The organism is Aeromonas sp. R10-1, from assembly GCF_040908465.1.
In the GTDB taxonomy this organism is placed as follows: Bacteria; Pseudomonadota; Gammaproteobacteria; order Enterobacterales; family Aeromonadaceae; genus Aeromonas; species Aeromonas caviae.
On record NZ_JBFODT010000039.1, the window covers coordinates 281,966 to 294,853 of the forward strand.

Below are 12,888 nucleotides of genomic sequence, written 5' to 3' on the forward strand. Positions count from 1 at the left end.
CCCATGACCTGGCAACAATCCCTGGTGCTGGGTCTGCTGGCTGCCCTCGTCGCCCTGCTGATCCAGGGCAAACTCCGGCCGGCGCTGCTCTTCTCGGGCGCCGTGCTCATCACCTACCTGAGTGGCCTGGCGGACATCAACGCCGTGGTGGCGGGCTACACCAACAGCGCCCTGCTGACCCTGGTGTTGCTGCTGCTGGTGTCGCTCGCGGTGGAGAAGACCCGGGTCATGAGCTGGTTTGCCAACCTGGTGGGCACCGGCTCCTTCAACAAGGTGCTGGTGAAGGTGTGGTTTTCCACCGCCTTCCTGTCGGCGTTCGTCAACAACACCGCCGTGGTGGCGTCCATGCTGGGGGCGGTCAAACGCAACCCCAACCATGCGCCCTCCCGGCTGCTGTTGCCCATGTGCTTCGCGGCGACCTTTGGCGGCGTGCTGACCCTGATCGGCACCTCCACCAACCTCATCGTCAACAGCTTCCTCATCAAGATGGGGGCCAAGCCGCTTGGCATGTTCGACTTCTTCATGGTGGGGGCGGGGACCCTGCTGACCGGCCTCATCGCCGTGCTGCTGTTTGCCCGCCACCTGCCGGAGCAGGACACCGAGATGAGCCGGGAATCCGGCTATTTTCTCGAGGCCAAGGTGGGCCCCGGCTCGCCGATGGCCGGGCGCAGCGTCAAGGAGAACGGCCTGCGCAGCCTGAAAAGCCTCTATCTTGCCGAGATCATCCGGGGCAACCAGGTGATCTGCCCGGTGCAGCCGGAACACGAGCTGCACGAGGGGGACATGCTGCTGTTCTGCGGCGACGTGGAGAGCGTCGGCGTGTTGCAGGAGCTCAAGGGGCTGGATCTCTACGGCCAGCACCGCCTCAACGGCCAGCACTTGGTGGAGGTGATCGTCAGCCACAGCTCGCGCCTGGTGGGTCAGACCATCAAGGATGCGGAGTTTCGCACCCACTTCGATGCGGTGGTGCTGGCGGTGCGCCGGGGCGAGACCCAGCTCACCGGCGGCCTCGGCCAGATTGAACTGCACGCAGGGGATACCCTGCTGCTGGCCCCCGGCCCCAAGTTTGCGGGCAACAAGTCCCTCTCCCGGGAGTTCGTGGTGGTGAGCGGGCTGGAGGCCTCCACCCGGCTTGATGCCACACGCAGCGCCGCCGTGGTGGCGGGGTTCCTCGGGGTGCTGACCCTGTCGGTGCTCGACCTGGTGCCGCTCTTCAAGGGGCTGCTGGTGATGCTGGTGGTGCTGCTCTTCTCCCGCATCCTGACCCTGGACGAGATCCGCCGCCGCTTTCCGCTGGATATCTGGCTGGTGGTGGGCGGGGCGCTCGCCATCGCCGATCAGCTGGAGAAGAGCGGCCTGGCCAAGCTCATCGCCGACTGGCTGATGGGGGAGTTCAACGGGGCCAGTCCCTTTATCGCCTTCGTGGGGATCTATCTGTTTACCCTGGTGCTGACGGAGTTGATGAGCAACAACGCAGCGGCGGCGCTGGCCTTCCCCATGGGATTCCAGCTGGCGCTCAGCATGGACGTCTCCACCATGCCGTTCATTCTGGCGGTGCTGTTCGGGGCGAGTTCCAGCTTTATCCTGCCCTACGGCTACCAGACCAACCTGATGGTCTATGCGGCGGGCAACTACAAGATGCCGGATTATCTCAAGCTGGCCCTGCCTGTCTCCCTCGCCTACAGCATCGGGGTGATCGTCATGGTGCCCCTGCTGTTTCCGTTTTAAGGTCTGATACCGGGGAATGTGTTAAGGGCTGCTTATGTTAACGCGGCTTTTATCAAGGCTGCTTATGATACAGGGGAGTGCCAGGGCACTGGTATCCAGGCGTGAGCGCCAATCAGGGGGTGCTGCATGCGCAATAGCAGGGCATCAGCACCTTGCCGCCTCATGGTGCGAGGCGGCTCCCCGCTGTAGCGGACAGTTTTCAGTATTGCGGCGTGAGCGCCAATCAAGGAGTGTTGGATGAGCAATATCGTGTGGCATGCCCATGCCGTCGACAAACAGAGCCGGGCCGAGCAGAAGGGGCAAAAGCCCCTGGTGATCTGGTTCACCGGGCTCTCCGGGGCGGGCAAGTCCACCCTGGCGGGGGCACTGGAGCAGGCGCTGGCCGCCTCGGGCAAGCACACCTACCTGCTGGATGGGGACAATGTGCGCCACGGCCTGTGCGGCGATCTCGGCTTCGATGACGCCGCCCGCCAGGAGAATATCCGCCGGGTCGGCGAGGTGGCAAAACTCATGGTGGATGCGGGTCTTATCGTGCTCACCGCCTTTATCTCGCCGTTCCGTGCCGAGCGGGATCTGGTGCGCAATCTCCTGGGTGCCGACGAGTTCGTCGAGGTATTCGTGGATGCGCCGCTCGCCGTCTGTGAAGAGCGCGACCCCAAGGGGCTCTACAAGAAGGCGCGGGCGGGGGAAATTCGCAACTTTACCGGCATCGACTCCGCCTACGAGGCCCCGGAGCAACCCGAGGTCCATCTGCTGAACGCCGGCAAGCCGGTGGAAGCCTTGGTGGATGAGCTGCTGACGGCTCTGCGGCAGCGGGGGTTAATCGATTAAGGTCGATTGTCTGCGTTGAGTGTTGATAAACAAGGGGGGCGTTTGCCCCCTTGTTTATTGTCTACCAACTATGTAGTGGTCTAACCATCACGGACACCATTTTAGGTGGTACAGTCGCCACCATGACCTAACGTTGAGTTAATCGGCGCACGGAATACCGCGAAGCGATATGTAGGGCGTCGGTGTTGAGCGCAGTGTTCGGCGTCATAGGCGATGTGGGCCAGTGGCTAATCAAAAGGTCACCCTTGCGGGTCGCGTGATTTCAGGGTTTCCCAATTCCCGGCATGAAAGTGGGAGCCAACCTGTTTTCTGATCGCGGGAGAGAGGCGTTTGATAATGTCGGTAGCCTTTCGCTTGGCGGTGCTAAGACGGTCCTCTTCCGCTGTAGCGATCGGGACAGCTTCCCATGCTTGCGTCAGCACTCGTTCAATGCCAGCTTTGACTCGATCCTCAAAACTACTAGAAAGCTGCGCCAGTACGTGCCCCGCCTCAGCGATTGATCGGGCTTGTGGAGCAGGTGTCGGTACGTATGGCTTAGCGCGCGGTCTAGGCGGCGGGGCGGGGTTGAGGAATTCGCGGAGCATGTTGAAGGAGACTTGCTCAGGCCTGAGCAGGGCCTTCAGGAACGGGTCTTGTAGTTCGCGACCTGCTTGGACGACAGCGGTCGTCAGCCAAACGACAGCTTCTTCGAAGTTCTTCGGATGAGGCGTGCCGATCTTGTCGGCCTCGCGGTCATACTTTTCGAAGTAGCCGAGGGCTTTGGAGTCAGAGGTTGTGAGCCGGCCAAGATACGCAGCGGCACGCCGGGCGCGGGCAAACGGACAGTCGGGCAGAGGTTTCGAGAGCTTGCCGAAGGCGACACCGAGGCCCGCACAACTCAACTTGGTTTGCTCGGTGGTGATTGGCGCTGTCTTTAGGTGATCCGCGAGTGACAAGCCCTGTAGCCATGCATCAGCGGCGCGGCGTGTGGCATCGTTCCCGGCTGAGCCTTCAGCCACGCCCCACTCATACCAATAGCCTCGCACATCGGACTGAAAATCGACCTTGGACGAGAGGGAGCCGATGTTTTGCCGGAACATCTCCACGGCAGCCGGACGGTCGCCCGCATTTCGGTAGATCTTGCCGAGGTCAACAAGAGCGCAAAGCCGGTCAGGCTCCGCTGTGGTACGCGCCTTCGCCGCCGCGACGGCTATTTCCTTTCGGCGTTGCTCGGTGAACTGCTGCGGTAGTTCGCGTTGTAGCCGTGGGCCCGCGTGAACAATCTTGGCGTGTGTTTGACGACTGACTCCACCGTCCTTGCTCGTTTGCACAGTCTGCCTGACAATGGCACGCCAAACCTCCGCAATATCCACGCCGATATCTTGTTCTGCGGCTACCAAAATGGTGGCGGCCACCTTGGTATGTCGGGTCAGCACATGGCCCGCACTTCGGACGGCGGCGGCTTCTTCGCCGAGTGGAATGACGACAAGCGTCTGAACCCAATCCCGCTCAACACCAAGCAAGTCAGCGAGAACATTTTCATCAATGCCAGGGATACCGACCGCGTGACACGCAGCGACGTAAAGGAGTGCGTCGAACAAGCTGCGGTTGCTGTTCGCAATCTGAACTTCCCTCAATCGGCTAAGCAAGGCGACAACGTGATTCCTCAAACCGACTGGCCCGAAACGCACGGCGAGCAATCCACCAAAGAATGAGCCTTCGTCACGGGCGCCAGCGGCTCCATGAACAGCGGCAAGGAGTGCGGCAATCTGCCGCTCGGGACTCGAAAGGGTTGCGAGCTCGCGCAATCCGTCGTTGCCATATTTTCGCCACGCTTCAATCAGAATGTTCGCGTCGCCGTCCCGCAATTCACGAAGAAGGATGTCGGGATGCTGCTTCAGCAATGTGCCCCAAGACTGGCGGTCACCGTGGAAGTGGCGCCAGTCGGTGTCGCGGGAGGCGAGGAGGAAGTGGACATGGGAGCGTCCCGCTTCGTGGAGGAGGCGGGATGCTTCGCTGAGGTCATGAATTAGATTTTCAGCATCATCGGCGACGACGAGCCAGTGTTTGGTCGGATCCAAAGTGTGGATGTGCTCAGGGGGCAGGCCGACACGAGGAGTCGTGCGCCACAGGACATTCCACCCACCGTCCTTCGCCGCTGCGGCAGCCGATTGCAGGAGAAGCGTGGTCTTGCCTTCGCCTCCGGCGGCACGAATGAGTTGAAGCGAACAGGCGGCTTTGGAACTCCGGGCTTCCGCGAGGCGGCGTCCGATTTCTGCGACTGCGGCCCGGCTAGGAATGTCTGCGCAAGTCGCGTGCCGCCAAGTGGGTGTCGCGCCGTCGAAGTATCGGACGACCTCTTCAGGTCTGAGCGGTGGCAATATTCTCAGGTAAGCGGCATCTACGAGTTCCCATCCGGCTAGCGGCGAAACGACCGAGGGAACGGCGACAGCTGGCGTCATGCCCCGTAACGTCGAAAGGATTTCACCGAAGATGCTGTGGCAATCGATGCCTCCGAATGCCCGGAAACGATTCATGACGGTGGCGGGTTCGACGGCAGCGAGCAGCTTCCCGTATTTGGCCTTCACCTTGTCGACGTCGGACTCATAGAAGCACCAGATAACATCAAGCGGTGCCTGCTCGTCGTTCATGAGTTCGATGAGCGCCTGGGTGAAGACGTCATCCCAACCACCGTAGGCAGCGACGATGAGCGTGCGTCTTTGGAGGAGGCGTTGCAGGGATTTTGTCAGCTTTTGTCGAGGGTTGGTTAGTTGCGCCTGAGTATGTAGCGTGTCTGAGTCGCGCCAGTAGCCATGTAGATGAACGACAGTGCACATGCCGAGCTCATCCTCGGCAGCACCAGCTAAGGTTCCGTCAACAGCCAGAACGCGCCGACCAGATCGGCCGCCAGCGTTCCGAACTGCCAAGGATATGAGCGGATCGAAGTTGGTGGTCAGAATAGGACCAAGGAAGCGCTCGTTTGCTCTAGCCACCATCTCACCGAGGCTCGCCGTGCCCAAAGGAATACTCCATTCGTCTGGCTGTCCGTCCGTTCCCTTCGGTGGTTCGCCGACTCCAGCCTTTCGGGCTTTTAGGACAGCGGTCTGGATAACGTCGTTGATGGCATCTTGTCCTGCGTTCTTGCCGAGCCACTTCATCGCCTCTTGGTAAGCGTCACCACCCGTTTTGCCAGCCAGCGCAGTCTCAAAACGCGGTAGGGCAAAGGCAACTCGGTCACGAATCTCAGCTCGAACAAAATCGAGGATTTCGGTGACGCCCGGCACCCCGATACCGTCCTTCAGCGAAAGAGGCGATCCAACAAGAAACGCCACAGGACGCTTCGTAGCGAGGGCGGCGGTGAGCAGCTCCTCTTTTGTGAGTAAATCAAGTGACATCGACGTCCCCCGCGATTGGATATTGGTGTCTATTTGGTACAAGTTTGATTAACGCTACTTCAGTCGTATCTAGGCAACACGCGATGATTGGGCCAGACGACAGGCGCAGTGAGACGGTTCAAGCGAGCTTTCATTGATTCATTGGGGTTTGGCAGATACCTATGACGCCGAACAGTGATTAGATGGAGGATACGGTACTAACACATTAATACCGCCTTCCATCTAACTCCATTTCGCTCTGATAGGGAATATGAGAAATGACATTTTAAATCAATTGATTGCATGAGAGTCTTTGAAGCTGAACGTGTTCGCTTGACGTCCTCTATTTGCGTAACCATTGCCACTGTTTAGAAAGACAGCGAATGCATTGGCCTAGCTCATGGTTGACTCTAATGAGAGGCCTCCAAGCGGCTATGTTACCGAACGGAACTTGGTAAGGAAGGGGGAGATTGTAGCTTTCTGAGCAAGATCAATAAATTAATAAATAACGCACGGTGATATAACCGCTTAACCGCAGCGGCCCATCAACACAGAGGAAAATCGGACGTTGAAGCAGCAGTGTCGTCTCTTGTTGGCGGGCATTAAAAAAACCTATGGGCCTGCTGGTCCATAGGGTTTTGCTGCGGTGATGGTTTGTGTAGTGGTTATCTGGCTTGGCGCACCGGAACGGCACGGGTGGCAGCCACTTCGTAGCGGCTTTGGCTCGCCGGGGCGGTTTTCTGGAACTGGCGTACCAGCCGCTCCAGATCCCCGAGCTGCTTCACGAGCGCAATAATGCCCTGCACGGCGTGGCGGCTGCCCTGGCTGGAGTCGTCGGCCAGACGCTTGATGTCCAGCACACTGTGGTGGATGTCCTGGGTGACCAGGGATTGCTCCTGCACCGCCTGGGCTATCTGGTTGCTGCCTGCGGTCACCTGCAACAGGCGTTCGCTTATCTGTTGCAGGATATCACCGGTGGCGGCGGCCTTGAGGCGGCAACTGGCGGAGAGCTGCTCCCCTTGCGCCATGGCCTGCTGGGCATCGTCGGCGCTGGCCTGCAAGAGGCTTATCATCTGCTGGATCTCGCCGGTGGAGGATTGGGTCTTGATGGCCAGGGTGCGGATTTCGTCCGCCACCACCGAGAAGCCGCGACCGGACTCGCCTGCCCGGGCCGCTTCGATGGCCGCATTGAGGGCCAGCAGGTTGGTCTGGTTGGCGATGTTGTTGATGACGTCCAGGATGCCGTCGATGGCGCGGCACTGGCTGGCCAGCGCCTCTATCACGGCGCGGGAGGTGAGCAGCTCGCCGTGAACCCCTTCCACCGCCGCCACGGTATCGAGCACGCTGCGATTGCCCTCCCGAAACAGCACGGCGGTGTTGTCCAGGCTGTCCGAGGAAGCGCTCGAGCTGTGGGAGACTTCGCGAATGGACGCCGTCATCTCGGTGATGGCGGTCGCCACCTGGTTGGTCTGGGCCTGCTGTTGCTGCAGGTTGCCGGTGATGGACTCGGCATTGTTCAGATCCGTCTGCGCCGCCTGCACGATCTGCTGGCAGGTCTGCTGGGTGCGGGCCAGCACCGCATTGAACTCGGCCTGATTCATCTTCATGGCGAGCTCGACGGCAGCCAGACGATCGACCCGGCCGGTATACAGCAGTTGCATCAAGGGGTTGTCGAAACGGTGGCGGGCTAGGGTCTCCAGCCGGGCGAGGCGCCGGGAGAGGGTCTGGCAGATGACGAGCGCAACCACCAGGGGCAGGGCGCCGATGAGCAGAGGCCAGCCCGGGCCGTGCTGATAGCCGAGGGTGACCAGGCTGGCCAGCAGCGCCATCAGGCAGAGGTGGATCCCCAGGGTGTGGCAGCAGGGGGGCAGGCGCAGGGCCCGGGGGGTCTTGCCGCGGCGCATCTCGTCATAGACCCGCTCCGCACGCTGCTTGACCGCGTCGTCCGGCGCCGTGCGCACCGACTGGTACTCCACCACCTTGCCGCTTGCGTCCTGAATGGGGGTGACGAAGGCGTTGACCCAGTAGTGATCCCCGTTCTTGCAGCGGTTCTTGACCGGGCCCATCCAGCTTTTGCCTTCCCGCAGATGGCGCCACATGTCGGCAAACGCCTGGGGCGGCATGTCGGGGTGGCGGACCAGGTTGTGGGGTGCCCCTTGCAGCTCCTCCAGGGTGAAGCCGGCTATCTGGCAGAACTCGTCGTTGGCATAGGTGATGCGGCTCTCCAGATCCGTGGTGGAAATCAGGTTCTGGTGCGACGGGTAGAGGCGCTCACGCTGGGTAACGGGTTGATTGACTCTCATGGTACTTCCTGCCTGACAGGGGAAAGAGAGTCTGGTTGCAATTCGTACACCAGAGTGCCCCAAAACGCTTAAATTGCGTTCTATATGTCTCTTTTGCGCTCAAAACCCGCAGAGGGCCGTACATGGCCCGGGCTCGCGTCTGTCCCAGCCGTCAGGATTCGCTTTTTGGGAGCCGTTTTGGCAATGGCGGGGCGGGTTTCGCAATTTGGCAAGGCGGGGCCTGGGCCTCCGCCAGCCTCAGGCGGGCAGATCCGGCTCGCTGACCGGGGCCGGTATCTGGGTCTCTATCTGCAGGTGGGTGGAGAGCAGGGTCTTCAGATCCTGCAGGTACTCCTCCAGGGGGGGCTCGTCCAGCAGCAGGGCAAGCTCGTTGCCGATGGGGGTGAGCCGGTAATAGAGCAGGGTGAGGTTGCTCTGGCGTTGGCGCAGACGCCAGCGCTGGTTGCCAAAGGCCAGCTCGACCCCGTCGGCGGGCAGGGGACCGGATTCGAGCTCGCCACGGTGCAGCAGCCCGAGATCGCACAACAGCAGCAGGGCGCTGTAGGGCACCCGGTATTTGCCGAGCCCCATTCGGGTGACCTTGGCGCGACTGAGCAGGCTGGCCCCCTTGTGCATGCCCAGCAGCAGACGCTGCTCGTCGCTGCCCTCGTAGTGGCAGGAGAGGGCGCAGATGCGCTGGAACAGCTGGGCTTCGCGCTGGGTCATCTCCTTGAGGGTGTTGAGGGCTCGGATGGAGAAGCGGCCCGGGGTGGCGACTTCCAGGGCGAAGATGCGGCCCCACAACTGCTGCATGGGGGTCATGCTGATGTCTTCGGCCAGTTGCAGGAAGCGGGTGAGCCAGTCGCTGTCTATCTCGCCGCCGGCGGCGGTCTCTTCGCAGTGGCGCGCGGCCATCACCATGATGGATTCCAGATTGCGCTGGCGGGTAGCCTGCTCCGCCAACTGGCGAAAGGTGGCGCGCTGCTCGAAGGTGCTGTCGCTGTTGCGTGTGAGCATGCCATCGATGCCGCGGCTGCGGGCCAGGCGCAGGGTCTGCTCCTGGCTGCTCAGGATGGAACTCTCTTTCTTGGGGGGCAGGTCAGCCATGCTGGCTCCGTGATGGCAAGGTCTGGTAGTGAATGTTACTCCAACCAGATCCATGAACAATCCCTTTGCCGGGGTCGTCACGGGATAAAAAATGGCCTCCCGGGGGAGGCCATCAGGGGCTCACTCTTCGTAGACGCTGACCTCGACCGCGTCCATGGAGTAGGAAGCGGTGGCCATCTCGTGGCTGGAGCTGACGGTGTGCATCTTGCCCTTGACCCAGATGGCGTCCCAGAGGTCATCCACCGGCGCCCCCTTGGGGTAGCTCACGTAGATCACCTGGTTGGTGGGCGGGGGCGGCACGTGAATGCAGGCGCCAAAGTAGGGGACCAGCAGGAAGGCGGTGATGGTCTTGGCATCCCCTTCCAGGGGCACCACGAACCCGGGGATCCGTACCTCCTGATTATCCAGCTTCTTGTTGACGCCCCCCACCGGCTGTGGCACCGAGGAGAAGTCGCCATCATGGCTGACCTGGGGCGGTGGCAGCAGTTTTTCCCCCTCCGGGATGAGGATATCCCAGTCGATGGTCTTGTAATCTGCGGCCATGGCAGGCAGCACCAGCAGGCTGGCCAGCAGCGCCACTATTTTCCACTTCATCATCTGTTCTTCTCTCTTGGTCGGATGCGTCGGGTCAGACGCGAATGCTCATGCCGTCGCTCAGGCTGTAGCGGTAAGCGCGGGCGGCAGGCAGCAGCCCGATCACCATGCCCGCCAGCCAGACCAGGCCCAGCAGTTGCCACTCATAGGCGCTCGGCAGACCCAGGCTCATTTGCAGGCCATAGTGGCTGAGCAGCCAGGGGCTAGCAAGCCCCTGACCGAGATAGAGCGCGGCCACCCCGAGGGCGATGCCCGCCGTGGTGAGTGCCATCGCCTCCAGCGCCAGCAGCAGGAAGAGGTGGGCAGGGCCCGCCCCCAGCGAGCGCAGAATGGCGAGCTCGCGGCGCCGCTCGTTGAGGCCGGCGAGCAGGGTGGTCAGCATGCCGATGAGGCCCGCCACCACCACGAAGCCCGCGATCACCGACAGGGCGGTCTCCGCCACGCTCATCAGCCCCCAGAGCTCCTGCAGGGCGGCTCCCGGCAGGATGGCCATCAGGGGCTCCTTGGGATAGGTGTTGACGCTGCGCTGCAACTGGAACGCCAGGATCCGGTTGCTCAGCCCCACCATGAAGGCGGTGATGGTCTTGGGGGTGAGATCCAGCGCCATCGCCTGTTCCGGGGTCACGTTCTTGCTGTGACGACCGGTGTCCCAGCCCAGGTGGATCGCCTCTATGCCCGCCAGCGGCACATGAATGGTGCGATCGATGGGGGTGCCGGTGGGGGCCAGGATCCCCACCACTTTGAACGGCATGTTGTCATGCTGGCTGAACGAGGTGTTGCCGGCGCCATGGGCGATGACGATGGATTGATCCAGGTGATAGCCGAGCTTTTCGGCCACCTGGGCACCCAGCACCGCTTCAAACGGTGTTTCGAAGGGGCGACCTTCGCGCAGGACGAGCGCCTGCTGCTGGCCGTACTTCAGGTGGGTGAAGTAGTCCCCGTTGGTGCCGAGCACGCGAAACCCCTTGTGGGAGTCGCCAAGGGAGAGGGGGATGGTCCAGGCGACGCCTGGCTTTGTCTTGATCGCCTGGTAGGAGTCCCAGCCCACGTTGTTGGTGGGGTTGCCGATGCGAAACACCGAATAGAGCAGCAGGTTCACCTGACCGGAGCGGGCGCCGACGATGAGATCGGTGCCGGAGACGGTGTTGGCGAAGCTGTCCCGTGCCTGACTGCGCACCCGCTCCACCCCGAGCAGCAGGGTGACGCTGATGGCGACGGCCAGCAGGGTGAGCCCGGCGGTGAGGCGACGGGCCCAGAGACTTTGCAGGGCGAGTTTCAGCATGAAAGCCTCCGCAGTGAAGGGGAGATGGCTGGACGGGCTGCGAGATGATGGCGTGTGGTCATGCCGCGCTCCGGTTGAGCTGTTGCAGGTTCTCCACCCGGGGGAAGAGGGGCTCCAGATAGGGATCGTGACTGACGAAGACCAGGGTAGATCCCTGCTTGTCGCACTCCTCGAACAGCAGCCGGATGAAGGCGGCCCGGTTGTCGGTGTCCAGGGCCGAGGTGGGCTCGTCGGCGATCACCAGAGGAGGGGAGCCTATCAGGGCGCGGGCGGCGGCGACTCGCTGCTGCTGGCCGATGCTGAGGGCGTGGACGGGGCGATGGAGCGCCTCATCCGGCAGTTGCAGTTCTGCCAGCAGGCGGCGCGCCTCCTGCTCGGGGCTCCCTGTCAGGCGGGCCCGCTTGGTGGGTGAAAAGGTGAGGGCAGCGGTGACGTTGTCCTGCACCGAGAGAAACGGCAGCAGATTGAACTGCTGGAAGATGTACCCCAGATTGGCCGCCCGGAACTGGTCACGGGCGCGGCCGGAAAGCCGGGCCAGGGGCTGGCCCAGCACCTCCAGGGTGCCGTGGTTGGCGGTCTGGATACCGGCCAGCAACCCGAGCAGGGTGGACTTGCCACAACCCGATGGGCCCTTGATGAAGACGCGCTCACCCTCGTGGATGCGAAGGGCGGGCAGATCGAGGACTGCTTCGTGACCCGGCCAGGCAAAGGCCAGATCACGGATCTCAACCACGGCATGTTTCATGGTGTTACCAGCCCAGTTTGTTGGCGGACGGAGTCAGTTCGGCGGCGGTCTGGCCGGTGGGCAGTATGCCCTGCACGCTCAGCTTCTCCAGGCTCGGGTAGAGGCTGAACAGGGTGGCCTCGAGACCGGTGAGCTTGGCCGGGGTAGCGCAGGTGTAGGTGTACATGGCCCCCATGTCCGCATGGCCCGCGTCGTCGTGATGGTGTTCATCGTGAGCGCCATCAGCCTTGTCGTGCTCGTGCTCGTGCTCATGGTCATGGTCATGGTCATGGTCATGGTCATGATCTTCCTTGGCGGCCTGCAGCTCCTGCTGGGTCAGCTTGCAGCCGGCGGCCGGGTCGAAACGGAAGAGGGCGTCGGGCTGCTGGAGGCGGGCCACCGCCTTGGCATACTGTGCTTTCTCCTCATCGGTGTTGGCGGCATGCTCGAAGCCCACCAGATCGGCGGCAGGGGCCTGCAACTCGATCATCAGCTGGTTGCCGTCGAGTACCAGGTTGAGGTGGCCGTGACCGTGCTCATGGGCACCGTGGCTGTGGCTTTCGTGTTCGTCGTGATTGGCCTGGGCGCCGAAGGCGGCAGCGGCCAGCAACAGGGTGACTGCTTTCATCGTTAATCCTTTTGAATAAATAGAGAAAAGATTGGTTCAAAAAAAGAAACAATGAAGGGGCGGCGGGGCGCGGATACGGCGATGTCCCGTGGTGCCGGTGGCCGCCCTCGGTTGGGGAGTGCCGATATACCGGTCGATGCCAGAGGAGAGGGGAGGGAGAACGGGGGTCGGCGTCAGTGCCAGCTTGCCATCCAGATGCAGGATGCAGAGGGTGCAGGCATGACCGTGATCGGGCAGGGCAGCTTCAAGAGGGTGCTGTGCCAGCGCCGGTTGCATCCACAACCAGCCCAGCAGCAACACCCAGATTGTCAGTGTGGAACGACCCATAGACCCTTGTGGAAAGGGCGCCATCAGCGCCC

General features: G+C 62.0%; 10 protein-coding genes. 2 read left to right on the forward strand and 8 right to left on the reverse strand.

All coding sequences use genetic code 11. The features are described from left to right. Window positions 1-3 precede the first annotated feature (3 nt). Together AB5Y93_RS20890 and cysC are read left to right on the forward strand one after the other, a co-directional pair. Complete coding sequence (locus tag AB5Y93_RS20890; protein ID WP_042007068.1) at window positions 4-1,728, forward strand: SLC13 family permease; 1,725 nt, start codon at window positions 4-6, stop codon at window positions 1,726-1,728. Window positions 1,729-1,965: 237 nt separating this feature from the next. Continuing rightward, the gene (gene cysC, locus AB5Y93_RS20895) at window positions 1,966-2,559 is read left to right on the forward strand and encodes an adenylyl-sulfate kinase (protein ID WP_368230372.1); all 594 of its coding nucleotides are present in this window, start codon (window positions 1,966-1,968) and stop codon (window positions 2,557-2,559) included. 239 nt (window positions 2,560-2,798) lie between these two features. Here cysC and AB5Y93_RS20900 read toward each other — a convergent pair whose 3' ends face one another. The 8 genes from AB5Y93_RS20900 to AB5Y93_RS20935 all read right to left on the reverse strand — a co-directional run bounded on the left by AB5Y93_RS20900 (window position 2,799) and on the right by AB5Y93_RS20935 (window position 12,856). Continuing rightward, window positions 2,799-5,933, reverse strand: coding sequence for an SIR2 family protein (locus AB5Y93_RS20900; protein WP_368230374.1), 3,135 nt, complete (start codon window positions 5,931-5,933; stop codon window positions 2,799-2,801). A gap of 644 nt (window positions 5,934-6,577) precedes the next feature. Further along, on the reverse strand, window positions 6,578-8,215 hold the full coding sequence (locus AB5Y93_RS20905) for a PAS domain-containing methyl-accepting chemotaxis protein (RefSeq protein WP_368230376.1): 1,638 nt from the start codon (window positions 8,213-8,215) through the stop codon (window positions 6,578-6,580). Between the two features lie 237 nt (window positions 8,216-8,452). After that, window positions 8,453-9,301 (reverse strand): TIGR03899 family protein, encoded by an 849-nt coding sequence (locus tag AB5Y93_RS20910; RefSeq protein ID WP_041213881.1) that lies wholly within the window; start codon window positions 9,299-9,301, stop codon window positions 8,453-8,455. A 120-nt stretch (window positions 9,302-9,421) separates the two neighbouring features. Then, the gene (locus AB5Y93_RS20915) at window positions 9,422-9,898 is read right to left on the reverse strand and encodes a DUF3299 domain-containing protein (protein WP_010675589.1); all 477 of its coding nucleotides are present in this window, start codon (window positions 9,896-9,898) and stop codon (window positions 9,422-9,424) included. Between the two features lie 31 nt (window positions 9,899-9,929). After that, window positions 9,930-11,177: an ABC transporter permease gene (locus AB5Y93_RS20920; RefSeq protein ID WP_368230378.1), complete on the reverse strand. Its 1,248-nt coding sequence runs from the start codon at window positions 11,175-11,177 to the stop codon at window positions 9,930-9,932. 58 nt (window positions 11,178-11,235) lie between these two features. Beyond that, window positions 11,236-11,922: an ABC transporter ATP-binding protein gene (locus tag AB5Y93_RS20925; RefSeq protein ID WP_368230380.1), complete on the reverse strand. Its 687-nt coding sequence runs from the start codon at window positions 11,920-11,922 to the stop codon at window positions 11,236-11,238. A 4-nt stretch (window positions 11,923-11,926) separates the two neighbouring features. Next, a complete protein-coding gene (locus AB5Y93_RS20930) occupies window positions 11,927-12,529 on the reverse strand; it encodes a DUF2796 domain-containing protein (RefSeq protein WP_319882432.1) in 603 nt (200 codons plus the stop codon). Between the two features lie 36 nt (window positions 12,530-12,565). After that, window positions 12,566-12,856 carry a hypothetical protein gene (locus AB5Y93_RS20935; protein WP_368230382.1) on the reverse strand — a complete coding sequence of 97 codons (291 nt, stop codon included), beginning with the start codon at window positions 12,854-12,856 and terminating at the stop codon, window positions 12,566-12,568. Window positions 12,857-12,888: the final 32 nt, after the last annotated feature.